At 59.9% G+C, this 25,675-nt stretch carries 21 protein-coding genes; 10 read left to right on the top strand and 11 right to left on the bottom strand.

From position 1 onward, the window contains the following. Positions 1 to 152: 152 nt before the first annotated feature. The 3 genes from ACZ5FP_RS23795 to ACZ5FP_RS23785 form a co-directional block, all read right to left on the bottom strand. Positions 153 to 1,247 (bottom strand): DUF2218 domain-containing protein, encoded by a 1,095-nt coding sequence (locus tag ACZ5FP_RS23795; RefSeq protein WP_464664528.1) that lies wholly within the window; start codon positions 1,245 to 1,247, stop codon positions 153 to 155. A gap of 156 nt (positions 1,248 to 1,403) precedes the next feature. After that, positions 1,404 to 2,600 (bottom strand): RHE_PE00001 family protein, encoded by a 1,197-nt coding sequence (locus tag ACZ5FP_RS23790; protein WP_464664527.1) that lies wholly within the window; start codon positions 2,598 to 2,600, stop codon positions 1,404 to 1,406. 74 nt (positions 2,601 to 2,674) lie between these two features. After that, complete coding sequence (locus tag ACZ5FP_RS23785; RefSeq protein WP_464664526.1) at positions 2,675 to 4,765, bottom strand: FUSC family protein; 2,091 nt, start codon at positions 4,763 to 4,765, stop codon at positions 2,675 to 2,677. A gap of 214 nt (positions 4,766 to 4,979) precedes the next feature. Here ACZ5FP_RS23785 and ACZ5FP_RS23780 point away from each other — a divergent pair, with 214 nt between their 5' ends. From ACZ5FP_RS23780 to ACZ5FP_RS23765, 4 genes are all read left to right on the top strand, one after another. Further along, a complete protein-coding gene (locus tag ACZ5FP_RS23780) occupies positions 4,980 to 5,681 on the top strand; it encodes an acid phosphatase (RefSeq protein WP_105733456.1) in 702 nt (233 codons plus the stop codon). 263 nt (positions 5,682 to 5,944) lie between these two features. Continuing rightward, a complete protein-coding gene (locus ACZ5FP_RS23775) occupies positions 5,945 to 6,292 on the top strand; it encodes a hypothetical protein (protein ID WP_464664525.1) in 348 nt (115 codons plus the stop codon). Between the two features lie 18 nt (positions 6,293 to 6,310). Beyond that, positions 6,311 to 7,744, top strand: coding sequence for a sensor histidine kinase (locus ACZ5FP_RS23770; protein WP_464664524.1), 1,434 nt, complete (start codon positions 6,311 to 6,313; stop codon positions 7,742 to 7,744). After that, positions 7,741 to 8,382 (top strand): response regulator, encoded by a 642-nt coding sequence (locus ACZ5FP_RS23765; RefSeq protein ID WP_464664523.1) that lies wholly within the window; start codon positions 7,741 to 7,743, stop codon positions 8,380 to 8,382. Before ACZ5FP_RS23770 ends, ACZ5FP_RS23765 begins: the two co-directional genes overlap by 4 nt. An 18-nt stretch (positions 8,383 to 8,400) precedes the next feature. Here ACZ5FP_RS23765 and ACZ5FP_RS23760 read toward each other — a convergent pair whose 3' ends face one another. The 3 genes from ACZ5FP_RS23760 to ACZ5FP_RS23750 form a co-directional block, all read right to left on the bottom strand. Further along, positions 8,401 to 10,152, bottom strand: a complete 1,752-nt coding sequence (locus ACZ5FP_RS23760; RefSeq protein ID WP_464664522.1) for a cation:proton antiporter domain-containing protein — start codon at positions 10,150 to 10,152, stop codon at positions 8,401 to 8,403. A gap of 192 nt (positions 10,153 to 10,344) precedes the next feature. Next, a complete protein-coding gene (locus ACZ5FP_RS23755) occupies positions 10,345 to 11,271 on the bottom strand; it encodes an SDR family oxidoreductase (protein ID WP_464664521.1) in 927 nt (308 codons plus the stop codon). Between the two features lie 48 nt (positions 11,272 to 11,319). Then, a complete protein-coding gene (locus tag ACZ5FP_RS23750; RefSeq protein ID WP_464664520.1) occupies positions 11,320 to 12,060 on the bottom strand; it encodes an SDR family oxidoreductase in 741 nt (246 codons plus the stop codon). Between the two features lie 113 nt (positions 12,061 to 12,173). On the opposite strand from ACZ5FP_RS23750, the gene ACZ5FP_RS23745 reads away from it, so the two are divergent. Then, complete coding sequence (locus ACZ5FP_RS23745) at positions 12,174 to 13,064, top strand: LysR family transcriptional regulator (RefSeq protein ID WP_464664519.1); 891 nt, start codon at positions 12,174 to 12,176, stop codon at positions 13,062 to 13,064. On the opposite strand, the gene gloA2 is transcribed toward ACZ5FP_RS23745, so the two are convergent. Both gloA2 and ACZ5FP_RS23735 read right to left on the bottom strand, forming a co-directional pair. Further along, on the bottom strand, positions 13,048 to 13,464 hold the full coding sequence (gloA2, locus tag ACZ5FP_RS23740) for an SMU1112c/YaeR family gloxylase I-like metalloprotein (RefSeq protein WP_464664518.1): 417 nt from the start codon (positions 13,462 to 13,464) through the stop codon (positions 13,048 to 13,050). The genes ACZ5FP_RS23745 and gloA2 overlap by 17 nt on opposite strands. A 55-nt stretch (positions 13,465 to 13,519) precedes the next feature. Then, entirely contained in the window at positions 13,520 to 14,200 is a 681-nt protein-coding gene (locus ACZ5FP_RS23735) for an outer membrane protein (protein ID WP_223614829.1), read from the bottom strand. A 221-nt stretch (positions 14,201 to 14,421) separates the two neighbouring features. On the opposite strand from ACZ5FP_RS23735, the gene ACZ5FP_RS23730 reads away from it, so the two are divergent. From ACZ5FP_RS23730 to ACZ5FP_RS23720, 3 genes are all read left to right on the top strand, one after another. Beyond that, positions 14,422 to 15,480, top strand: a complete 1,059-nt coding sequence (locus ACZ5FP_RS23730; RefSeq protein ID WP_464664517.1) for a histone deacetylase family protein — start codon at positions 14,422 to 14,424, stop codon at positions 15,478 to 15,480. 288 nt (positions 15,481 to 15,768) lie between these two features. Continuing rightward, entirely contained in the window at positions 15,769 to 18,483 is a 2,715-nt protein-coding gene (locus tag ACZ5FP_RS23725) for an ABC transporter transmembrane domain-containing protein (RefSeq protein ID WP_464664516.1), read from the top strand. Between the two features lie 46 nt (positions 18,484 to 18,529). Beyond that, entirely contained in the window at positions 18,530 to 18,979 is a 450-nt protein-coding gene (locus tag ACZ5FP_RS23720; RefSeq protein WP_105733445.1) for a cyclic nucleotide-binding domain-containing protein, read from the top strand. Between the two features lie 18 nt (positions 18,980 to 18,997). Here the strand turns inward: ACZ5FP_RS23720 and ACZ5FP_RS23715 are convergent, their stop codons facing one another. Further along, positions 18,998 to 20,767 (bottom strand): metallophosphoesterase, encoded by a 1,770-nt coding sequence (locus tag ACZ5FP_RS23715; RefSeq protein ID WP_464664515.1) that lies wholly within the window; start codon positions 20,765 to 20,767, stop codon positions 18,998 to 19,000. Positions 20,768 to 20,967: 200 nt separating this feature from the next. Here ACZ5FP_RS23715 and ACZ5FP_RS23710 point away from each other — a divergent pair, with 200 nt between their 5' ends. Further along, complete coding sequence (locus tag ACZ5FP_RS23710; RefSeq protein ID WP_463013201.1) at positions 20,968 to 21,798, top strand: MBL fold metallo-hydrolase; 831 nt, start codon at positions 20,968 to 20,970, stop codon at positions 21,796 to 21,798. Here ACZ5FP_RS23710 and ACZ5FP_RS23705 read toward each other — a convergent pair. Together ACZ5FP_RS23705 and ACZ5FP_RS23700 are read right to left on the bottom strand one after the other, a co-directional pair. Beyond that, on the bottom strand, positions 21,795 to 22,565 hold the full coding sequence (locus tag ACZ5FP_RS23705; protein ID WP_464664514.1) for a polysaccharide deacetylase family protein: 771 nt from the start codon (positions 22,563 to 22,565) through the stop codon (positions 21,795 to 21,797). The genes ACZ5FP_RS23710 and ACZ5FP_RS23705 overlap by 4 nt on opposite strands. Further along, positions 22,562 to 23,653, bottom strand: a complete 1,092-nt coding sequence (locus ACZ5FP_RS23700) for a glycosyltransferase family 4 protein (protein ID WP_464664513.1) — start codon at positions 23,651 to 23,653, stop codon at positions 22,562 to 22,564. Before ACZ5FP_RS23700 ends, ACZ5FP_RS23705 begins: the two co-directional genes overlap by 4 nt. A gap of 265 nt (positions 23,654 to 23,918) precedes the next feature. On the opposite strand from ACZ5FP_RS23700, the gene ACZ5FP_RS23695 reads away from it, so the two are divergent. Beyond that, positions 23,919 to 25,652 carry an adenylate/guanylate cyclase domain-containing protein gene (locus ACZ5FP_RS23695; protein WP_464664512.1) on the top strand — a complete coding sequence of 578 codons (1,734 nt, stop codon included), beginning with the start codon at positions 23,919 to 23,921 and terminating at the stop codon, positions 25,650 to 25,652. Positions 25,653 to 25,675 lie beyond the last annotated feature (23 nt).

Below are 25,675 nucleotides of genomic sequence, written 5' to 3'. Positions count from 1 at the left end.
CGGGCCGGAAAACTCTGCCGGCTCTCAGCGGGTCCGATGCGTGGCATTTGATCTGGTGGAGCGGCTGTAATATTGTTGAGTATAATAATCAACAATTAACTTCTGCAACCCCAAGTTTTATGGCAAGGGCATTTTTGGGCATTTTGCGCGTCTCAATCGTCCCGCCTGGCGTTGTCGCCGTCAAAACCGCGCCGCCAGTAGGCCACAACAAGATGCTTGGAGCGCTCATGTTTTCGCTCCTTGCGCAGATGCGCCCGGATTTGCTTGAAATCGGCGAACTCACAGCCGGCCCAGACAAAGGTGTCGGGGGAAATGACGGAGGAGTCGAGGCCTTCAACGATCCCGGCAAGCCCGCCGGTCGTCCCGGCGGGTGCGCCATCGCGATACACCCAGCGAACATCGAGTGTTGCTGCGGATTGCAGAGGCTGCCTGTCAGCGGGGCTGTCGATTTCAAGAATGACGGTTGCCTCGGCCTCCGCAGGCAGTGTTTCCAGAATCCGGCCGATTGCAGGTAGCGCCGTTTCGTCGCCAACCAGGAGATATCGCCGCGCGTCTTCCACGCCACCACCACCGGGGCCTGTCATTCCGACAATGCCGCCCGGTTTGGCATTCAAGGCCCATGTCGATCCCGGCGTATCGTTGCCGGGATGAACGACCATGTCGATGTCGACTTCGCCGCGCTCAATGTCGATGGTGCGGATGGTATAGACGCGGGCGGTCAGCGCATCGTCCCCCTCCGGCCAGACCGGACGGCCATCGCGCCCCATGGTCGGCCAAACCGGCTTTCGGCCTTCCGGCGCGAACAGCAGCCGGATATGCAGGCCGCCAATCGCAAACCGGGCAAGATTGGAACCGCGCAAGCGGATGCGCCGCATATGGGGCGTGAGGTCGCGGGCGTTCACCACCCGCATCTCGCGAAAATAAGGCAGTTCGGCGCTGTCCAGACCATCGCCCACCCATGACAGTTGCGGTTTCTCCGTGCCGGCGAAGCCCAGAAGACTATCGGCCAGCACCATGCGGACATAGGCCAGCGATGTTTCATCATCGGCCTCGACATCGAGAGACAGGATATCGCCGGCAATTGTCAGATGCGCCTTGCCATAGGGCGTTTCAATGCGCCCCTCCGCGTCATCACGTTCGACGCGCGCATGCTCGGAAAAGACGTTGCAGAGCTTGTCCAGCATGTCCTGCGGCGCCTGGAGTTTAACCGTAGCGGAGCTGCTCAGAACGGTCGGCATGGCAGACATGGGTATTCTCCTGGCATTGCGCTTCCGCCGTCCATCCATTGCGGATGACCATGCGGGGCCGCCGGGACCATATTAAAATATGAATAATTGAGTCAAGTATTAAAGCGAAAATTTCCGCGGCATGAAGGCAAGCCTGCCTGCCCCCTTCAGGGATCGTCAGACGATACCCCAGGCACGGTAGCGGCCCCGCCCGGTCATCTCCCGCACACCCAACTCGGCAATGAGATTGAGCGCGCCCCGCGGCGTCACTTTCAGCTCCTTGGCAATCAGCGCCGTTGAAACCATCGGCCGTGACAGAATGAGATCGATCATGCCGGGCAGGCTGGAGGTCGAGCGGCGGTCCTTCAGCTTGCGTTCCATCTGGACGCGGGCGAGGCTCAACCGGTCGATCTCTTTCAGACTGGCAATGGCCGATGATTGCGCGGCTTCCAGAAAGGCCGTGAGCCGCGTGTTGCGGTCACGGGCGCGGCGGCGATCGCGCGGTATCGCGCGCAACCCGGCATTGAAGACCGCCAGATGCGCCCGCGTCTTCATGCGCTCGCGCAACATGGAGGCGACCAGCATGGGGCCAAGCCAATGCTGGTGCTGCAGTGGCTCGATTTCCTCCCACGCATCCCAGAGCAGAGCCGCAGCCAGCATGGGCGGCAGATCGCGGGAGCGATCCATGACCGCAAACCACTCCTCCATCCTGCCGTCTTCATCCCAGTCCGGATCGTAAATCAGAGAATCCCCATCCGGCGTCAGATGACCGGGAGAGATTGCTTCCGCTCTGGCCGGCGGCGTGTCACGCGTTTCCTTGGGCTGCTTCAGCAGGCGTTCCGAACGGTCGAGCAGCGCGTCCAGCCTTGCCAGTTCTTCCTCGAAAGCGCTTTCCGCTTCTGACCCTGGCTCGGGGGCAGCCTCGATATCGAACCCGCGCACCGGTTCGCTGATAATCGGCGCGAGAAGCGCATCGCTACCCCAGCGACCGCGCAGGCTGGCAATGCCCTTCGGGCTCAGTGCCCATTGTGCGGGACTGGAGGCGATCTGACGCCGGGTTCGCAGAATTGCGTGCGCCCGGGTCAATTCATGGGTTGGCGTCCTGATATCCATGCGGGCGTCATGCAGGACAAGGTCCTCCACATGAACAAGTTCACCCGCCAGCCACAGCGCATTGCAGGCTTCCATGAAATGCGACCGGGCAATCCAGCCTTCGTTTTCGCGCAACAAGCCGTCTTTGGACTGGCGGCTGCCCAGCGCACCGAAATCGCCCTTGCGCGCCACCCGTTCATCCAGCCGTGCAAGTGCATCTTCCGCGGCGACAACCGGGCGAAGCAGGTCTTTCAGGGAATAGTTCGTAGAATCATAAGCCATTGAAATCATGATAGGGGAATAGTGAAAGTGAAGCTATTGCCCGAGATGGAAAACGGCGTCCATCGATCCGGACATCAAAGAATGCCGAAGCGGAAGGCGCCCTTTTTATCCCCGCTCGACCGGGCGCGCGCGCCGAGAACCAGAGAGGGATGGTCCTCGATCATGACGGCGATGAGCCGCAGCGACGCTGCGGCCTGCAGGGCCAGCGGGCGCGCCGACATCCCGGGAATGTCCGCTGCCATTGACCGGGCGGATGCGACATAGCCTGCGACGGCTCCGGTATCCTGCGTCTGCAAGCTTATCATTTTCGCCAATTGCGCGAGGTTTTCCGAAACGCGATCGGCAATATCGTGCTCCAGTCGCCCCCATGACAACAGCCGCCGCAACCGGATGATTTCCGCCCCGAGGGTGACCGATGACAGGGCGTCGTCCAGCAGGGTCTCCCCCGCCTCCCGCATGGTCCTGAGAATCGGCATCAACTGGTTGATGCGGTCATAGGCAAGGCTGTTGAATGCGGACGGGCTCGGGACCCGGTCACGCAGACAGAGCCGGACAATATCCGTTCGCAACGCGCCCATCATCCGGTTCACCGTCACCTGCGGCCGCTTCGGCAGAACAACAATGAAGACGAGAAGTCCGATGAGGATGCCGACCAGAACCGACAGCGAGGTTTCCATGAAAACCTGCGGTTCAAACACCATCGCCTCATGCGGTTTGAGGAAGACGATGAAATTGATGGCGAAAGCGGTTGCCGGCCCGACATGGCGCGGATCCGCCATCAGCAGCGCCGCCGGTACGAGGATGGGAACGATGAATAGGGCAAACCAGAACAGACCGGGGAAAGACGGCAGGATCAACTGCCCCAAAACAAAGGCAAACGGAACGGCGTATAACGTGCCCTTGAAAAATCCCCAGCTCGTCTGCAGCGGGTTGGGCATGGATGCGAACAGGCTGCACACCACTGCGACGATAATCGCCGCCGCCGCCGCATCCGCATGCCGGCTTTCCATCCAGTAGGCCGTCATCAGGGCTGTCGCGACAACAGCGCGAACCGCATTCACCAGGGCCGTGCTGTGATCCCGGTAGACCGGCAATGCCGGCGGCTTCCTGCTGCCGGCCATATATTGCGAGCGGCTGCGCAATGCCGAAAGACCGTTCAACGTTGCCTTGAGCCCGTCGAGAAACTCACCCAGCAGCGTCAAACGGGCCATCATGCCGATGCTGTCGTCGCCCCACGGCCTGCCTTTCAGCTCCGCAATTTCGGCTGCGATGATATCCACCCTGCCGAGCCACGGCTCAACGGCGTCAACCTTGAAGTCGCGTGCCATGTCATCGAGCAATACCCCGAGTTTGTCACGCAGGCTGCTCCATGTCCCGTCGGACGAGACCCGATGCGCGACAAGGATGTTCACAATCGACAAGCATGACATGAGATGCCCCACCGTATGGCGGGAATGGCGGCCATGCGTGACAAGGCTGGGGGCTTCCAGCCGTGCGTGAGCCCGCATGGCGGCAAGGGCCTGCGTGTCCGCGATCAGCTTCCTGTGCGCCGTCTTCAGGTGCCCGGCATCGCGCCCGGCAATCGCATCGCTGGTATAGCGCGCCAGATCGGCGATGCAGTTTTCCAGGCCTTCCACCAGCGCCGTTCGTGCAAGCTGCGGTTGAAAAAAGCGGCTGGCCACACCGGCACAGACGATGCCGAGCATAATCTCGGTGCAGCGCGCATAGGCAAATTCGGCCAGGAGATGCGGATGGCCAAACGCCGGGAGTGCGATAATGACGGCGGTATAGCCCGCAAGAGCCGCACCGTAGGATTCCGGGTTCCGCAACATCGAGGCCGCGTAGGTGCACAGTGCCACCCACAGGGCGATCGACGCCACAAACAGCCATCGCATATCACCTGTCGCGGCGGTGATGGCCATCGCCGCCAAAGCCCCGATCAGTGTTCCGGCCAGACGAAACAATCCCTTGCTGATGACCATGCCGGCGATCGGTTGCGACACGATAAAGACAGTCATCATTGCCCATTGCGGCTGCTGCAGGTTCAACGCAAAGGCTGCCGTGAGGGCAAAAAGCGCCGCGACATTCGTTCTCAGCGCAAATACCCAGGCCGTCCGGCCGGGCCATGCGGGATGTTGCATGATGGTGTGGATGGATTGAAACATGGCGTCCGATCTGGCAGCTCCCCGCCCTCAATATATTTCACAGGCAGGTGGCACAACGGAAAGACGCCTCAGGACCGTGCGTCTTCTTGCCACCTCGGCTTCATCACAACCTTTGCCGTGCAAGACCGCCTTCAATGACCCCATTGTGTCACAAACGTGACATCCAACGAGCGCATGATCCAATGGCGACCATCACCCTAACGAGGACCATTTTATGCGTAGATTGCTCAGTCTGCTGACAGCGTTTGCTTTTGTTGGCCTTACCGCCGCCTATGCCGGCGAGGTCAAGCCTTTCAGCGATAGTAAGGAAATCGACCTCCTGACCATTTTGCCCCCGCCTCCCGCCAATGATTCGGCACAGACCAAGGCAGAAATCGGCGAAGTTCTTACCTTGCAAGTGACGCGGACACCGGAAATGGTTGCCCGCGCCCAGGCCGATGCCGAGGAAAATGTCTGGCGTTTCGCCGACGTTCTGGGTCCGGATTTCAACAAGGACAAATTGCCGAAGCTTGCTGCCTTTTTCGACCGGGTTGTTGAAACCGAAGGCGCTGTCGTTGATCCGGCAAAGGATGTTTTCAAGCGTCCGCGTCCGCATCAGCTGAGCGAACTCGTGAAGCCGGCCGTCAAGCCGTCCAATTCCGGTGCATGGCCCTCCGGTCACACGACCGTTGGCACGCTGATGGGCATCGTTCTGTCCAACATGGTTCCGGAAAAGAAGGCTGAAATCATGGCCCGCGCCTGGGAATACGGCAACAACCGCATCGTTGGCGGCATTCACTACCGTTCCGACGTGGAAATGGGCCGCATTTCCGGCAGCGTCATTGCCGCGACAATCATGAAGCATGATGACTTCAAGGCCGAATACGAGCCTGCGAAGGCTGAACTGCGCGCTGCCTTGGGTCTCGGCGGCGCCTGATAGCATCTGCGCCGGCCATTTCCCCGACAATGCCCGCCATGCGTGTTCTTCGCGCATGGCGGGTTTAACCGTCTACGACTTTGGTCGTACGTGCGAGCCTGACCTTCGCCCGATGCAGGAACGACGGAACAGGGTTACTTTCCGGCCCAGCGCTTCACGAAAGCGTGATAACTGGAAGAGACAGCTATGTTCAGACCAAACCAGATGTGGCTCGCACCGCAGGTTGAACCCGATGTTCCTGGCCACGCATCAACGACGGCCGCATGATCATGCGTTATCAGATACAGTTGCTTTCCGTTGAATATTTTGCCCTGTCGCTTCTGCTTGGCCTCGTGCTGATACCCCTTCTCTCGTCTGATTTCTGGAACGCCTTGCGCGATAAAGTGATGATCCTGTTGAATTTTGCAGGCGGATGGAGAAAGGGGACAGCCGCGCGACAGGATGAATCCGCCAATCAGACGGAACCGGCGTCAATGCGCACCCATCCGTCCTATCGATTGCCTGAGGGTCAACGCGCAACGCCGAAGCCCCGTTACAAGAGCAAGGGTGGCATTCGCTCCGCCGAGTGGTATGGAACAAGGAACCGGCCAGTGAGACGTCGGCTTAAATAACCGGCGAGGAATGAAAACGTGAGTTTTTTGCATGCTCTTCGTTTGCGTGGTCTGTTCGTCAAACTGGTGTTGATGTTCATGATCGTCGGCTTCGGCGCGCTTTTTCTCGTCAGTATCCTCATGAGCCAGTTTTCCTCCGGCCGCTACGAGAGCAGCATCCGCAGCTTCTTCAATGGCCTCGATCAACAGCAACTGACCGCTCTGGCGTCGGGAACAGATCCGCGCGACAAGGAAGCCTGCACCGTTCTGGCCAGCAAGATATTCTGGAATGTGGTTCGATCCGGCGTCACGCGGGTATCCGATTTCGGCATCATGTTTTCGTTTTTTCACAGCGGCCGGATGCAGGTCCGGATCATTGATGACAACGGCATGGTGTGTGCCACCCAGCCGGACGCGACGCCCCTGCTCGGCAAGGCGCTGAGCGCGGCGGTGCATGCCGAACAGCCGAATTTCATTCAAAGGGACAATGACGACTGGGCCATGGTCAAGCGGGTAGCACTGCCGCTGGCCAACAACACCCAGGCGTTGATCGGGCTTCATTACTGGTCGCAATGGGAGCTTTACGACGAAGTGCTCGATGCCACCGTTTATGACTATATCCGCACATTCATCCTGATCAATTCGATGGGGGCCAGCGTTGCGGCGTTGTTCGTCTGGCGGCTGTTCCGGCGAATCAAGCGGGCGACAAACGCCGCGGACCAATGGGCCGCAGGCGATCTGCGGGCCCGCATCAAGGACGGTTCAAGGGATGAATTCGGGCGGCTGATGCAACGCTTCAACAGCATGGCGGATGCAATATCCAAGAGCTTTGATACGCAGAAGGCGCTGGCCATATCGGTGGAACGCAACCGCATCGCGCGCGACCTGCACGATACCGCCAAACAGCGCAGTTTTGTGCTGGGTCTGAAGCTCACCGAACTGGAATATGAGGCGCAGGGGCACGCGCCGCTGCTGCCGACGGTGGAATCGGCCCGGCGTCTGGCCGATCATTTGCAGCAGGACCTGGAGAACGTCGTTTCCGGCTTCAACCTGCCCGCGATTGCCGATTACGGCCTGTATGAAACATTGTTGCGCAGTGTCCGCGATCTGCTGGCGGGATCAGGCGTGCAATGGTCGATCAATTGGCCCGAAGGCGCCCGTTCCGCTTTTGACGGCGTCCCGGAAATAGCCCAGGAATTGCTCATGATCACCCACGAAGCCGTGGCAAACGCCCTGCGCCATGCGCAGTGCCGCACCATTCGCATCGACTGCAATCCCGGCGCCCGCTGGCACTGGAGTATTACCGATGACGGCCAGGGTTTCGATATCGGCAAGGCTCCTTTTGGCATGGGATTGTCGAACATGCGCTGGCGTGCAAACACATTGCCCGGCGGCATTATAACAATCCAATCGGAAGCAACCGGCACATCCGTCGATGTGTCGTTCAAGCTACCCGTGGCAGGGCAATCATGAGCACAACAATAGTCATTGCCGATGATCATGCCGTGGTACGCGAAGGCATTCGCGGGCTGCTGCGCATCGATCCCGGTTTCACCGTCCTTGCGGAGGCCGAAAACGGTGAGACCGCCATATCGATGGTGCGCGAACACCGCCCCGACGTTCTCCTGCTGGATCTGATGATGCCGGGAATGGGCGACGCTGCGGAAGCCATGATCGGCCTCATCCGCAAGGCGAGCCCCGAAACCCACATCATGATTTTGACATCCAGTGACGACGACCGGCTGGCTTTCAAAGCCATTGAGGCCGGGGCCCATTCCTTCCTGCTGAAATCCATGCGCGGCGAACATTTGATGAATGCGATTCATGCGGCCAGCAAGGGGACGCCGACACTGCACCCCCTCGTGGCACAGCGCCTGCTGAACTCCATCCGCAATCCGCAGCCGCGCCAGTTCGAGGATCTCACGGCCCGCGAGCTTGAAGTTCTGCGCTGCCTGGCCGAAGGCGGCAGCAATGCAAGGATCGCCGCCCAGCTCAACATCACCGAAAAGACGGTGAAGGCCCATCTGGGAAGCATCATGTCAAAGCTGGACCTGACCGACCGCACCCAGGCGGTCGCCCTCGCCTGGCGCGCCGGCCTGATGAAGCAATAACGCGAACGGAAACCCGGCTCAGGCGGCGCCGGATGTCCGGTCCGGATTGCGCCGCAAGGTGTTCATTTCCGCTCTTTCCCGCGCCATGTTGCTGACCGCCGCCCGCAGGGTCGGATGCCGCGACATGAAGACGTTGAAATCACGGCGATCAAGCACAAGAAACTCGCAGAAATCGATGGCGACGACATCCGCCGTGCGCCGTCCGCCGCTCAGCAGCGCCATTTCCCCGAAGAATGCTCCGGGCTCCAGCCGCACCGGTTCGCTGTCGAGCTGGACCTCCACCACGCCTGACGCAATGAAATACATTCCATCACCGCGATCGCCGATCCGGATGATCCGTTCGCCGGGCGATGCGGATTTGGGTTTGAACAGCAGCAGGAGTTCCTCCTGCGCGTGCTCATCCACTTGCGCAAACAACGGGAAAGTGTCGATCAGCTGCTGCATCTTGAGCTGGTGCTGCCGGTTGCGCTCCTCATTGATCGCCCGGATATCGCCGAGTTCACGCGCCAGCGCTTCCTCCCGGCTTTTGCCGTAGCCGGCAAAAAATACCGGCCACCGGCGATGGATGCTGTTCTCCACCCCCTCGGCGGCCAGAAACACCAGCGGATTGATGGTGATCGAGAGGATTGCCCCGGCCAGAATGATATCCTGGCCCTCCCTTGGCAGCAGGCCGAGCGTTACACCGAGACCGGCGAGAATGAACGAGAATTCGCCGATCTGCGCCAGGCTGGCCGCGACCGTCAGGCCCATGCCCACGGGGAAACGCAGCAAAAGCACGATGCAGAAGGCAATCAGCGACTTGCCGAAAATAATCAGCGCGAGCGCACCCAGCACGGCCATGGGTTCGCGCAGCAGGATGGACGGGTCGAACAGCATGCCCACGGAAATGAAGAACAGCACCGAGAATGCATTCTGCAGCGGCAGCGAGTCCGCCGCCGCCCTGTGACTGAGATTCGACTCACTCATCACGACGCCGGCAAAGAATGCTCCAAGCGCAAAGGACACGCCAAAGATCTCCGTCGCTCCGAACGCAATACCGAGGGCAATGGCAAGAACCGAGAGGGTGAACAACTCCTGCGATCCCGTCCGCGCCACCAGGGTCAGCAGCCACGGCACAACCTTCGGGCCCAGGAAGATCGCCATGACGGCGAAGGCCCCGACCTTGAGCAGCGTGATCGCAATGGTCAGCACCAGCGGCATTCCGCCCGCAGCGGCCTGTCCGGCCACACCGCCGGCATGCGCACCCAGAATTTCTGCGAGGGCCGGCAGGAGCACCAGCGCCAGCACCATCGCCAGATCTTCCACGATGAGCCAGCCGACGGCGACGCGCCCGTTGGCGGAGTTGACGAGATTGCGCTCTTCCAGCGCCTTCAGGAGCACAACCGTGCTGGCGACCGAAAGGCTCAGGCCCAAAACCAGCCCGGCACCGATCCCCCATCCCCACAGCGAGGCCAGGCCGACACCAAGCACGGTCGCCAGCACGATCTGTGCAACCGCACCGGGCACAGCGATACCGCGGACAGCCAGCAATTCGGAGGCGGAGAAATGCAGGCCGACACCGAACATCAGAAGGATGACACCCATCTCGGCAAGCTGCGACGCAAGCGCAGCGTCGGCGATAAAGCCCGGGGTAATGGGCCCCATCAAAATTCCGGCGACGAGATAACCGACCAGCGGCGGCAGACGCAGTCGATCCGCGAGATAGCCGCACACGGCCGCAAAAACAAAACTGACCGCCACAGTGGCAATTAAGGAAACTTCGTGATGCACGTCCGCCCTTCGGTTCTTATGAGTTCCCACTCCGTCCAGGCACGGTTGGCCCGGCTCCAACCCATACAAGCTAGATTGCTCCGAACATAGCCCAATTTCGCACTGGACAGACCAAAGATCGGCGGTTCGGGCAAGCTGGAATCGTCTGGCAACGTCCGCGTGGTGTCTGGCCGGGCCGCGGCGAAAGGATGCCTACCGGATCGAACGGGGCGGACGACCCTGCGCGCCCTTCGGCTTCAGCAGGTCTTCAAGACCAATGCGCCGGAACATCTCGGCGCGGACGCGGTCCGCAACGCCGTTGACGATCTCGGCGCCATCCTGCGACGGATCGATATGCGTGCGGAACGGGCGGGTTCCGAACGGCATGCCAATCACATCGACAATCGCCGTGGCGACGGCACCGGCATCCGCGTCGGCGGGCTCCAGCGCAGCGAGGCCTTGCAGGGCCTGTTCCGAAACACCGGCATAGGGCCCTTCATTGTACTCGGCCGCCCGTTCCCTGTCAGCGGGCGAACCGGAATGGGCAAAGTGATTGGTGCCCTTGGTGAAGGCGCCGGGAACGATGATCGCCGTTTCAATGCCCCAGCGGCTGAGTTCCGCCGCATAGGATACGGCGAGCGAATCCATTGCCGCCTTGGCAGCGAAATAGGGCGACAGGTATGGCGGCGTGCCGCCACGGGTGCTGGACGAGGAAACCCAGACAACCAACCCCTTTTCCTGCCTGCGCAGATGGGGGAGTGCCGCCCGGTTGACCCGCTGCGTCGACAGCACGTTGATGTCATAGAGTTCGGCGAACTGTTCCGGTGTGAATGCCTCGGCGGGACCGAAAGACATATGACCGGCATTATGTATGACCACGTCGAGACGGCCCGCCTCGGCAATGATTTTGGCTATACCGGCTTCCACGGATACGTCGGAAGCAACGTCCAGTTCCACCGAACGCAGATCAACGCCATGTTCAGCGGCGAAGGCGGCTGCCTCGGCGACCTGCGGCGCGTTGCGCCCCTCTGTCGCCCGCATTCCTGCGTAAACCGTATGGCCTGCCTTTGCCAGGGCACGGGCCGTGAGAGCACCAAAACCGCTGGACGCACCGGTGACGACGATAATTTGCTTGTTCATGATCATGATCCTTCTTGTTTCGTGATGGTTGTCTGCAGGAGATACAGGTCAGGCGACGCCGCCATTGGCGCGCAGGATCTGGCCATTGATCCAGCCGGCGTCCGGGCCGGCAAGGAAGGCAACGACGCTGGCGATATCGTCCGGCTGGCCCAACCGCTCGAGCGGCGGCATCTTGGCAAACTGCGCGACAAGCTCGTCGCTCTTGCCATTCAGGAACAGGTCGGTGGCGATCGGTCCGGGAGCCACGGCATTGACGGTGATGTTGCGGCCGCGCAGTTCCTTGGCAAAGACGTGGGTGAACGCTTCGACGGCAGCCTTGGTGCCGTTGTAAACGGCGTAACCCGGCATGTTCAGCGCGAGGGTAGTGCTGGAGAAATTGACGATCCGGCCACCATCATTCAACCGCCTGGCGGCTTCGCGCAGGGTATTGAACGTTCCCTTGACGTTGATGCCGAAATGGCGGTCAAACTCCGCATCGCTGGTTTCGGCGAGCGGAAGCGTCTTGAGAATGCCGGCATTGTTGACCAGCACATCGACACTGCCGAACGCGGCTTCGGCCGCATCGAACATGCGCGCAACCGCCTGCGCATCGCTGACGTCGGCCTTGGCGGTCAAAGCCCTGCCGCCGCTCGCTTCGATCCGGCGAGCCAGTTCTTCAGCTGGCGCAGCTTCGCCGGAATAATTGATGACGACCGTGAAATCATCCGACGCCAGGCGCCGGGCGATGGCTGCACCGATACCGCGCGATGCGCCGGTGACGATTGCGATCTTCTTTTTGGTTTGTGTCATGGTCTTTCTCCTTCATGCCTGCGCCGCAGCGCTGTTGATGAAGGCACCATGCATCATTTATTTTTCGGGATAATCATGCAATAATTGACATCACTATTCGAGATTTGAGAACAATGGACACATTGGATGCCATGCGGGTTTTTGCCCGCGTCGTCGAGCGCCGCAGTTTCACGCTGGCGGCGGAAGATATCGGCTTGCCGCGTTCGACCGTGACCAATGCGGTGCAACAGCTGGAAGCGCGGCTGGGCACCGGCCTGTTGCAACGGACCACCCGGCATGTCAGCCCGACGCTGGATGGCGAGGCCTATTACCAGCGGTGTCTCGCCATTCTGGCTGATATCGAGGACGCCGAAGGTGCGTTTGCCGGAGCAAAACCGAAAGGGCCGCTGCGGGTGGATGTGCACGGAACGCTGGCCCGGCACTTCCTTCTGCCCGGACTGCCGGCATTCCTGCAGACCTATCCCGGGATACAGTTTTATATGAGTGAAGGGGATCGCCTCGTTGATCTCGTGCGCGAGGGTGTCGATTGCGTGCTGCGCGTCGGCGATCTCGCCGACAGCGATATGATCGCCAGGCGCGTGGGCATGCTCGACGAGATCACGCTGGCCTCACCCGGCTACATCGAGCGGTTCGGCATGCCGGAGCATCCGGATGAACTCACCGGGCATCAGATGGTTGGCTTTCGTTCAACCGCGACAGGCACGATCCTGCCGCTCGAGTTCCTGGTGGAAGGCACCATTCGCACCATCACCCTGCCCGCACCCGTCTGGGTCAACGCGGCTGAGAGCTACGTCACGACCGCAAGGCTTGGGCTGGGGCTGATCCAGATCCCGCGCTATCACGCCGAAGCCGACCTGGCCGCAGGCACGCTCGTCCACGTTCTGTCTGATTTCCCGCTCTCACCGACCCCGGTTTCCCTGCTCTATCCGCGCAACCGCCAGCTTTCGCCAAGGGTGCGCGTGTTCATTGACTGGATATCACAGAGGTTTACGCACCTTCCCTGACTACCGGGTCCTGCCCCTGACCAACCTCATAAACTTCTATGGGAAGTCCATCCGGATCGGCGAAGAAGGCGAATGCGCGCTTGGTATAGGGATCAATCCGCACCGGTTCGGTTGCAACGCCCCGCGCGTGCAGCCAGGCCAGTGTGTCCTCAACGGAGGTGACGGCAAAAGCCAGATGCCGCAGCCCGCAGGCTTCGGGGCGCGACGGACGTGCGGGAGAATGCGGAAAATGAAACAGTTCGATCTGGGTATCGCCGGATCTCAGGTCGCACTTCCATGACTGGCTGTCCGGGCGCCAGTTTTCAGCGATGATCCCGTAGCCAAGCTTCTCGGTATAAAACTGCTTCGAGCGGTCGTAGTCACTGCAAATGACGGCAACGTGATGAAAGCGCGAGAACATTGGTTTCCTATCTGCTGTCCCGGAAAGCGGTGGCAAACCGGTATGCCAGTGCGGATCACCAGGTGTTGAAGCGAACACCCGCCCGGATCTGATGGGTTTTGATGCCATCGTCGCGGATGGTCACATCGCCATTCTGATACAGGTCCTTGCCGCCGATATCCGCATAGCGATAGCCCAGATCCAGCTTGAGGCGCGGGGTTATATCAACCGCAATACCGGCCATGAGCGCCCATTCAAAGCGGTTTGTGCCACCGGATTTAAGCCGCGCATCGACGGGCCCCTGATAGTCGTAATTGACATTGGCAAAGCCGATGCCGCCGCCCACATAGGGTGTAATTCCGTAGTAATTGCCAAGGTCGACATAGGCGTTCGCCATGGCTTCCCACAGATCCGTCGTCGTTTCATAGTAGTTGCTGTCGCGCTGACTGTAACCGACGGTTGCGTCCGCACGCAGGTAGTTATTGAACTGATAGCCCACGCCGATGAAGGGCGAGAAGCCCCGCTTCAACTCATATTCGCTCGGCGTACTGCCGCCGGGATAATCAACATGAGCCTTAACCGTTGACGAAAAATTGTAGGCAACGTCGCCGCGGAGATACCAGCCTGATGCAGTCTCAACCGGCATATACGGCGCCCGTTCCGGAAAAGTCGCCGGACCAAGATCAGCCGCAAGAACATGGCTGCCAAGCAGAGAGAAGAAGGAGGCAGCAGAAAGGAACGTTTTCGTATAACGCATTATCTATCCCCAAGGTGAATAACTCTGGGGACCCCGCCCCTTATCACTACCTTAGGATGAGCCCGTTAAGTTCCGGTTAAGCATGATCAGTAAAAGCAAAGCCCCGTGAAATACCAATCAGGGCGGGGCTGGTTCGGTTGCGGCAAGACTTCCCGGATTGCATTGCCTGCGGCAGCGAATAAGCTTTCGCTACGACTCACCGCGACAAAGCGACGGAACGCATGAAACTGTTCTTTGACAGCCGGCAGATGGCCCATCAACCCAAGCAATACATGATCAATGGCAGGATCACCGACCCGCTTGAGAACTCGGCACGCGCCCATACCCTGATCGATGCTCTCGCCGAACTTGGATTGGCGCAGGAAGAGCCGGGCGATGCGGGGCTCGATCCCATCCTTGCCGTCCATGCCGATCACTACGTCGCATTCCTGCAAACCGCCTATGACAGGTTCATGCAACTGCCCAACCACGGGCCGGAGGTTTTGCCCAATGTGAATTCCTATCAGGGCGCCGGCCGGGATTTCGGCGTGCGCGCACGTCCGCGCCCGACAGGCATTCTGGGTCAGGCGGGCTGGTACATCAACGGCCTGTCCTGCGCGATGATGGAGCACACCTACCCGGCTGCCTATGCCTCGGCCCAGACGGCCATTGCCGCCGCCGATGCCGTCCTGAATGGCGCGCGCCAATCATTCGCCCTTTGCCGCCCGCCCGGCCATCACGCCTATGCGGACCGCGCCGCGGGTTTCTGCTATTTCAACAATGCAGCCATTGTCGCCCAGCATCTGCGCAAGCGCCATGATCGCGTTGCCATCATCGATTTCGACACCCATCACGGCGATGGCACCCAGGCCATTTTCTACACCCGTGACGACGTGTTCTTCGGCTCCACCCACACCGATCCATCCAACTACTATCCGCACTACAGCGGCTATGCCGACGAAACGGGAGCAGGCGCGGGCCAGGGTGCCAATCTCAACCTGCCTCTGTCCGAAGGCAGCGGCGACGCGGCATTTATCGACGCCAACCGTCGGCTGGCCGCCGCCGTGGCGGCGCATGGATCGACGGCGCTGGTGTTATCGGCGGGCTGGGACGCCCACCACGACGACCCGCTCTCACGCTTGAAGGTGACCACGGACGCCTATGCGGAAATCGGCGCTCTGTGGGGGGCTGTCAATCTGCCTGCGGTTATCGTGCAGGAGGGCGGCTATTCGCTGAGCGCCGTTGCCGAAGCGGCTCCCCGTTTCATGGCTGCTTATCGGGCATCGCGGAGCGAGGCGTAAACGAAGACATTTCCGCCGTGCTGAGCGGGAACTGAAAAACGTCCGTGCTCCAGCCCCCGGATATCCATACAATTGGGCGTGACCATATAGCGTTCGGCTACCCTGTGTTGTAAACTGAACAGTTGAAAGGTTCGGGGGATTCCTGCCAATCCCGGAAGATATAGACACTACCATCCATTTTTGCCCTCCACGTCATTGCACCGAACGGTTTCAAAAGGAGGCTCTCACCGGAATACAACCTATTCGAATTGTTCAGAATTCAGCTTATTTGACAGCTTACGGTTACCCATGGAAAAAAGTTTAACGCGCTATATCTGGTCGAACACGCGGTTCCAGCAAATATGGATATTGATGGTCGTTGCGGCCTCGATGATCCCGTATTTCCTGTCGTTCGATTTGCCGAAACAGATTGTCAACGGCCCCATACAGGGCACGGGATTCGAAGTGGAAGGCGCAACGCAGACCTTCATGCGCATCCAGTATACGCTGCCCTATTTCGGCAAGGTGATGTTCTTCAAAGGGCTCCAGCTGACGCGCTTCGAAATGCTGATGGCGCTGAGCCTTGTGTTTCTGCTGCTTGTGGTGATCAACGGCCTCTTCAAGCTCTACATCAACACCTATAAGGGCCGGCTCGGCGAGCGCATGTTGCGCCGCATTCGCTTTGAATTGATCGATCGCGTTCTGCGGTTTCCCCCGAGCCAGTTCAAAAGGGTGAAATCGGCCGAAATTGCAACGATGATCAAGGATGAGGTGGAGCCGATGGGCGGTTTCACCGGCGATGCGTTCGTTCAGCCGGCCCTCCTCGGCGGACAGGCCATCACGGCGCTTGTTTTCATCATTCTGCAAAATTTCTGGCTTGGCATGATTGCCGCCGGGATTGTTGCGGTGCAGGGCGTCGTCATTCCGCGCATGCGCAAACGATTGCTGGATCTCGGGCGGCAGCGTCAGCTGACGGCACGCGAACTTTCGGGCCGTGTCGGTGAGATCGTCGATGGTATCGGCACCATTCATGGCAACGACACGTCCAATTATGAGCGCGCGGATATTGCGGCACGTCTGGGGCTGATCTTCTCCATCCGCTACGATCTTTACCAGTGGAAATTCCTGGTCAAGTTCATCAACAACTTCCTCGCACAGATCACGCCCTTCCTGTTCTATTCCATTGGCGGCGTTCTCGCGCTGCAGGGCCGGCTGGATATCGGCCAGCTGGTTGCGGTCATCAATGCCTACAAGGATTTGCCCGGACCGCTGAAGGAACTGATCGACTGGGATCAGTCGCGCCAGGACGTGCAGGTGAAATATGCGCAGGTCGTCGAGCAGTTCAATGTCGATATGCTTGTCGATCCGCATATCCAGGCGGTTGTGTGCGAACCGGTGGGAAAACTGGAACATTCGCTGAATGCGGTGAACCTCACCCTCTCCGACGATAGCGGCGCACGCCTTGTCGAGCACGTCTCGCTTGAGATCAAGCTGGGCGAGACGGTGGCCATCGTCGGTGCAAGCGGCGGCGGCGGCGAGGCGATAGCGGAAGCCTTCGGCCGCCTGATCTGGCCTGACTCGGGCCGCATCACCATTGACGGCACCGATATTCTCGAGCTGCCAGAATCGATCACCGGGCGGCGTATCGCCTATGCCGCCTCCGATGCCTATTTCTTCCACGGAACGCTGCGCGACAACCTTCTCTATGGCCTCAAGCATGCGCCCCTGACCAAGGTCGAATATGACGGGACCAAGTCCGCCAAATACAAATGGAACATCAACGAAGCGCGGCTTGCCGGCAACCCGGACCTTGATCTCAACAGCGACTGGGTCGACTACCAATCTGCCGGTGTCACGGGACCGCAGGATCTTTTCACGGTCGTGCGGCCGGTGCTCGAAGCGGTCATGATCTCGCAGGACATTGTCGATCTGGCGCTTCGCTCGCAGGTGGACACAGCAACCCATTCCGACCTGACAAGCCGCATCGTCGAACTGCGGCAGGCCCTGCGCAAAACCCTCCAGGATGAAAACCTTGACGGGCTGGTCGTCCCGTTTGAACCGAAGGTCTACAATCCGCAGGCAACCATCGGTGAAAATCTCCTCTTCGGCACGGTGAAGCGGCCGATGATGACCAATCTTCGACTTGCCGCCCATCCCTATTTCCGCGCGATCCTGCGCGAGAGCGGCCTCAATGTCGATCTGTACAAGATGGGTCTGGAAATTGCGGCGAACGCCATCGAACTGTTCGAGGACCTGCCGCCGGACCATCCGTTCTTCCAGCAGCTGACCTTTATGACGGCGGACGATATTCCGGCCTATCAATTGCTGTTGCAAAAGCTGCAGGGCCGCGATTTTGACGCCGCCTCGCCCGACGAACGATCGAATATCATCCGTCTGAGTTTTGCTTACATCGAGCCGCGGCACCGCTTCGGTCTGTTGACCGATGAACTCATGGCAAAAATTGTCGAGGCACGGCTTCGCTTCCACAAGAATTTGCCGGATGATCTCAAGGCCGTCATTGAACGCTACGATCCCAAGAAGTTCATTACTTCGGCTAACCTGATGGACAATGTTCTGTTCGGAAGGATCGGATACGCGCAGGCCGATGGACCGGATCGAATTCGCGTCATCCTGCGCAATCTCTTTGACGAACTCGGGCTTTACGACAGCGTCTTGTCCATCGGCCTTGATTTCGATGTCGGATCAGGCGGCAAACGCATCACCAATGTGCAAAGGCAGAAGCTGAATGTCGCCAGGGCCCTGCTCAAGCGGTCCGATTATGTGATTTTCAATCGCCCGCTGCCTGCACTCGACCAGCGTGTCCAGGATCAGATCACGCGCAATATTATGCAGGATCTGCATGAGGAAGGTCACGCGCCCGCGATTATCTGGGTGCTGGCTAATTCTTCACTGGCAAACCTGTTCGATCGTGTCCTTGTATTCGATCGCGGGGCCTTGGTCGAAGATGGAACACACGCGACTCTTTTGGAGAAAAACGGTATATTCAAAGAGCTGGTATCGTAATACTCTATGTCTGGGTAGAGTGGCACTTGTGGGGTATTGGACGTTCATGCTTCTGAAAGACGAAGTCGAAATGTTGCGGCGGATTCCGCTGTTTTCCGGTGTGGCGCCAGCGAAGCTCAAGCTTCTGGCCTTCACGTCCGATCGCGTCAGCTATCGCGCCGATCAGGCTTTGTTCCGGCAAGGCGACATGGGCGATGCCGCCTACGTTATTCTGTCGGGTACGGCCGAGGTCAGCGTCGATACGCCCAACGGACAGATCAAGGTCGCTGAAGTCGAGCACGATTCCATCGTCGGCGAGATCGCGATCCTTTGCGACGTCCTGCGCACGGCCACGGTTACGGCCTCAACCCCGCTTGAAGCCCTGCGCATCAGCAAGGAGCATTTTCTCAAGCTGCTGAGCGACTATCCCGAGATGACCATCGAAATCATGCGGGTTCTGGCCAGCCGGCTGAGCCATACGACAGCGGAGCTCTCGGAAGAGCGCAGCAAGCACTGACCGGCATTTTTCAAATTATCAGACTTTTTCGATGCTGCCGGTGGCAAGATCGACCCTGAAATGGCGCGACGGCAATCCTGAGAGATAGCAGCCCATCATGCGCACAATCCGGGCAAACAGCGCCTGCGCGCCGCCCATTTCCATTGCATCGGACACGGCAAAAACATCGATCAGGATGTGATAGATGGCCAGTCTTCCCGCTGGTATGCGATCGAGCGCCATTTCGCTGCCCATTCTGAGGCGGTACCAGTCGCCCAGAAATTCCTGCACCGTGATCCCGTCGAAAGACTTGAGGGTAACCTCCCGGCCCGCCAGCAAGGCATCCAGCCTGGCTTTGGTCTCGGCACGCCCGCGCTCGGCATGGACAAGGATGATGGTCGCATCCATATCCACCGGTTGGTCCAACAGGCTGAGTGTGAGCAGGTCACCAAGGGTGAGCAGCGGCAGAACCCGCGCCATGTCTTTGGGCCACTCGCGCCGTAGGTACCGGTGCACCACCAGCTGATCGACGTGCTCGGAGATGAAGGCTCCGTAATCCGCGGCATCGAGCATCTTTCCGATCTTCTTACCGGTCAGATCGATTTCGGTCCGGTACAGGGCGTTCAGGCGCGGATCGATCGCCTGTCGGTCAATCCCGACGGTTTCAACTTTAAGGGTCTGCGCCTCGAAGGTGACGACCTTGAACGCGGGCGGAAATGCCACCAGCGACGGCACACCGATATTGATCAGCCAGGACGCATCCTGCGCAACCCTCGCGGTATCATTGACATGCAGGTGGCCGCTGAAATGTATCCTCATCCCGGCATCCATCATCGCGGCGGCAACATCGGGCAGCGGCATCCGCTTGACCGAACCCGTGTTGCCGATGACCTGCCTTTCATCGTCATGCGTGCCATCCAGGATATCCAGCATCGGGTAGTGCGAGAATGTAAGCAGCTTCTTACCTTCCAGCTCCGCCCGCCTCGTGACATTCTTGATCCATTCGATGACAAACCGCTTGTGCCGCAGCATGGCATTCCAGCCGGCATTGGTGCTGTCGATGAACGCGCCGGAACTGCCGCGCTCGAAATCGCCGTCACGCGGTTCGAAAACATTGGCGTCGATCATCAACAGCCAGAGGCCCGCCACCGGCTCGACAAGATAGGATGCATCCATCAGGTGGTATTCGTTGGTGCCGTCTGCCGAGCGCACCGGATAGAGCCGCTGTTCCGGCGCATCGTCCGGCCCGAAGGGCGTTTCCCAGTGCAGATCGCCCGCGCGGCGAAAGAACCCGAGATCCGGCAGAGCCCGCAATCCCTCGGGATAGCCTGCGCAGAACATCTTGTCCGTTACGACCATCCCGTCCGCATCCTCGTCAATGAATGCGCTGTCACTGGCGACGATGGTGTACGTGCCGTCGGGATTGAGCAGGCGCTTGGCATGATGCCGCCCTTCGGGGCCGAATATGTCGTGGTTTCCCGGAGTAGCGGTAAAGACCAGCCCATGCGCCTCGGTGTAGCCATCCAGCAAATGCCGAAGTGCGTTCAGCGTCGCAACCTGCCCGTCATCGGAATAGTCCCCGAGCAGGACGACCTGCTTGATTCCCCGCTGCACGACCTCGTCAAGGGCCGTGCGCAGGGCAAAATAGCTTTCGTTGAAAACCCGGGTGGAGCGCACCGTATCCGTCAGGCGCCGCGCTGTCATGCGCCGGCCACCGGCCTCTACCCCAGCAAAATCATAATCGCCGTAAAGATCATGAAAATGGGCATCTGCGATGATGGCGACAGGCGGAAATGCGGATGAGGACATGAATCAGACGTTCCGATGATTTTATACATTTGTATCAGCGATTGTCATAAAGCTTAAAAAACAAATCGCTATCGCCTACATATGCTGAATGGCAGACTTTTATTGCGCACTTAGCCAATAAAACAAAATCCAAGCCTCGCATAACGTCTGCAGTTTGGTTACGATGACCAAAAAAACGGGGAATTGGGTGTGAGAAACGTATGAGTGAAGAGATATTTCGGGTGAAATTCTGGGGAACGCGTGGCAGCGTACCAGTTTCCGGCCCCGAATTTGAACGCTATGGCGGAAACACGTCATGTATCGAAGTGCGTTGCGGTGAACATAGAATGATCTTTGACGGGGGCTCCGGCCTGCGTCAGGCGGGTGATGCCCTGTCGGTGCAAGGCGTCGACCAGATCGATATTATTTTCACCCACAGCCATTATGATCACATTATCGGCCTGCCGTATTTTGCCCCCCTCTACAATCCGATGATGAATGTACGGCTCTGGTCCGGCCACCTCGCGGGGATCATGACCACCCGGGAAATGGTCCGCCAGTTCATGCGGCCGCCCTGGTTCCCCGTCGAGCCGGATATTTGCAAGGCAAGTCTCGGCTTTCGTGATTTCCGCTCCGGCGATGTGCTGACACCGCGCGAGGGCGTCACCATCCGGACGGACAGCCTGAACCATCCCGGCGGCTGTATCGGCTATCGCATCGAATGGGCAGGCAAGGTGCTCGCGCTCATTTACGACACGGAACACGAAGCCGGTATCCTCGACCCGGCCGTGCTGCGCCTGATCGATGGCGCCGATCTCGTCGTCTACGACTGTACCTACACGGAAGACGAGATGCCGCGGCGCTTTGGCTATGGCCATTCCACATGGCAGCACGGTGTCAAGCTGGCGGCGGCCGGCAAGATCGGCAAACTAGCGCTCTTCCATCACGCGCCCTCGCGCACCGATGACGAGATCGACGCATTCGAGACATTGGCCAGAGAGCGCTTTAGCGGGACATTTGCCGCCCGTGACGGCCAGGTCATCGATCTCTAACCCCCTGGCTTCTGGCTCTTCATCAGATCAGTAACAGAGAGCCAGCGCCCGCCCGGTGTTCGTGCAACGACCTGAAAGAGCTTGGTCAGGAATACCCAAGCCGACTCGTCGTGAACAAGATGATGGGTCAGAATCCCGATTGGCTCACCGCTTCCGTCAAACCGCAGCCGCAGCTGTTCCACGATGGCGCCGACCAGTTCCGCGTGGTCGCGGCAGCCTCGCGTGCCATGCCAATCCATCAGATCGACATGGGTGTTGATCTGCGGCACCGAAGTTTCCACCGGCTTGGCCGGGCCAAACACGGAGAGCGCCTTGAACCCGCACGCTTTGAGATAGGGCAGGAGTGCCGCATCAATCCGGTTCCAGGGCGGCACAAGAACGGGCACAAACCGATCAGGATACAGTCTGGCGAGCAGCACGCATCCCTCGCGCAATTGCCGCAGCACCAACTCCTGAGGCCGGTCAGGGCCAAGCTCCTGCTTCTTCCGGTCCTTCGGCGCATGGTTTTCATGCGACCAGCCGTGAACCGCAACGCAGATCCGGCGCTCCGCCGCAAGGCGCTCCGCCAGCGCCTCGCCGGTATGGGCTGGTATCACCGCGAGCGTCACCGGCACGTCAAAATCGTTGGCCAGGCCGATGAGGCGGTCCAGCGCGGCGGTCGGCTCGACCGCGTCGTCATCGCGCAACCAGAATTTTGCACTGCGGCTGGCATGGATCCAGCGCGCGAGTTCCGCCTGCAGAGGCTGCCAGATTGGGTCTTCCGTCATCGGCTCCGTCCCATGAATTGTGTCAGCACAGCATCCAGTTGTCGTACCGCATTCTCCAGCGACCGCTCCTCCAGAACAAACCGCCGCGCCCGCGCTCCCATGGACTGCCGCAGATCATTGTCATCCAAAAGGCTGGCGATGGCGGCGGCGTAAGCCGGCACATCATCGTCCCGCGTCAGGAAACCGGTCACACCATCCTCGACCACTTCGGGAACGCCAGCCGTTGCCTGCGCAACAACCGGCAAACCCGCTGCCTGTGCCTCAAGATAGGCGATGCCGTAGGCTTCGCCGCAACCGGGCCAGACATAGGTACCACCCTGACGCAACAACGCGGCAATGTCACCGGCGTTCCGCTGTCCGAGCCACTGGATGCGGTCACCGAAAGCGTCAAACAGCGCCTGCACGTCATTGCGGGCCGGACCGTCGCCGACAATCGTCAGAGTCCAGGGCCGTCCGACAATCCGTGACAGAGCCTTGGCCAGCATTTCATAGCTGCGAAACTTGTCACCCGGCCGCATCATCGCCACGGTGACCAGCCGATGCGGATTATGCCCGATGCCGCTTTCACGAAAAGGCGCGGTATCGATAAACGGTTGCAACCGGGCAAGGCGCGCGCCGGGAATATTGCTTGCGAGCCCATCCATGTCGCGCTGCGTAAAACACAGGTTGACCGCTGCCGCGCGCACCGCCTCCGCCACGAGAATTTGCGTCCCGGCCCAGCCAAGCGCATTGCGGCGCGGCGAATAGGATGCTTCCGCGGTGATGTAGGGAATATCCATCGCCGCCGCCATGACGGGACCGATCAGGTCCGGCGCCTTGTAATAGGGGTGATAACAGAACCAGAGATCGGGTTTTCGTCCGGTCTGCCAGAGGCCTGTGAGGCGCTCAACCTCGGCGCGCGCCGCCGCGGCAATGGGTTCGCGCTCTTTGATTGCGGGCGATGCGCTGAAGCTGCGCAGCTCCGACACGACTTCGACCTGGTGTCTGGCTTTGCGCAGCGCTGACATGAGCAGCCGAGCCATCTCACGATCGCCCGACGGCGTCGCGTGATTGGGTGATTTCAAGGGCGCGTAAAAGGCAACCTGCATGCGCACGCAATCCAGTATTTCACAATCGTTTCAACCATTTCGGCGAACGCTTGCCGATTCCGGCAAATCTATAGCCGGTTCCTGACGTCTGACACTAACAATCTTTTGATCTGTACCGCCATGATTGTTTGTCAAAAAGCCATCATTGCGCTTGATCGCTCGCCTCCCGCTCGCCAAATCAGATGGGCTCGCATAAGCTTTGCACGGCGACGGAGGACAGGGGAAACCATATGGCTGACAAGATGCGGGAATTGATGCGGTATTCATGACGATAACAACGATAGCACCCATGCTTTCCGAGCGGTCCCTGCGCAGGGCGCGGCTGGTATCGGGCTTGATCATGCTCACATTCCTGACCTTGCATCTGACCAATCATGCGCTCAACCTCATCTCGCTTGCCGCCGCCGAGGAAGGACGCCGCTGGTTTCTCGCCATCTGGCGCAATCCCGTCGGCACCACCCTTTTCTACGGCGCTGCGGTCACGCATGTCATGCTCGCGATGCGGTCACTCTACCTGCGACGGACGTTCTACATGCCGGTGGGTGAAGCGCTGCAGATCATTCTGGGGCTGGTAATCCCGCTGCTCATCATCGACCACGTGGTCGGCACGCGCATCCGCCATGAGCTATCCAACTACTACGACAGCTACGAAGCGATCATACGCGGTTTCTGGATCACCTCGCCCTTCAACGGCGTCAAGCAGACCCTCGCCCTGATCGTCATCTGGTGCCACGGCTGCATCGGCATCCATTTCTGGCTGCGCTACCGGCAATGGTATCAAAGCGCTGCACCGGTGCTGTTGACCGTCGCCATCCTGTTGCCGGTGCTCGCCCTGCTTGGTTTTGCCAATACCGGCCGGACCATCGCCAACATGTCGCCCGCCTCGGGCTACGGCGAGTTTCCTTCATCGGGCTATCAGGGTCACAAGAACTTCAATGCCACGCGCTACGCCTCCCCGGCCGAACGCGCCGAGGTCAAGCAAGACGAGTTTCTGATCAAGACCGGATTGTATGGCGCCTTTGGCGGCGGGCTGGCGCTGGTTGTCGCCTTGCGAATCCGCCGCCGCTGGCGCGAGCGCGCGACCCAGATTGAAATCCGCTATGCCGATGGCGAAAGCGTGCGCGTTCCCCTCGGGTTCAGCGTCCTTGAAGCCAGCCGCCTCGGCGGCATACCGCATTACGCGGTCTGCGGCGGCAAAGGCCGGTGTTCAACCTGCCGTGTCCAGGTTCTGGAGGGCGCCGAGACGCTGCCTCCGCCCGAACCGATCGAGCAGACCACCCTCACCCGCATCGGGGCGGATTATGGCGTGCGTCTCGCCTGCCAGTTGCATCCAACCGCCAATATCAGTGTTGCACCGCTTCTTGTACCCAGCCTTGAAAGCATCGTACCGGCAGGCAGCCAGCAGGCGAGCCCCGGACGGGAACGCGAAATCGCCATCCTGTTTTGCGATATCCGCAGCTTCACCATGCTGACGGAAGCCCGGCTGCCCTATGACATCGTTTTCCTGCTCAACCGGTACTTCGCGATCGTCGGCCAGGCCGTCGAGCGTTCGGGGGGACGGCTCGACAAATTCATCGGCGATGGGGCAATGGCGCTGTTTGGCCTGACGGGTTCTGCCGCCGACGGTTGCAAGAACGCGTTGAAGGCGGCTGCCATCATCGTCAAGGAAATCGAACGGCTGAACGATGAACTGGCGGGTGAGCTGAGCATGCCCCTGCGCGTTGCCATCGGCATTCACACCGGTCCGGCCATTGTCGGCGCGATGGGGTACGGGGCGGTGAAGAGCCTGACCGCGATTGGCGACACCGTCAATGTCGCCAGCCGGCTGGAAGCCGTCGCGAAGGAATTCGACGTAACCCTCGTGGTTTCAGAACCGGTCGTCGCCCTCGCCGCTTCCGATACCGCGGGGCTTGAGGTCAGGGATGTCGCCATTCGCGGGCGGGCGCTTCCGCTTCGGGTCTACATTGTTCCGCAGGAAAGCAGCATTCGTTTCGGGTAAAGCGTGCGGCGCATGCCCTTTGG

It is taken from the genome of Phyllobacterium sp. T2-21 (genome assembly GCF_055378485.1).
Note: the sequence above shows the minus strand (reverse complement) of the source record. Positions and strands in the feature narration are given on the sequence as shown.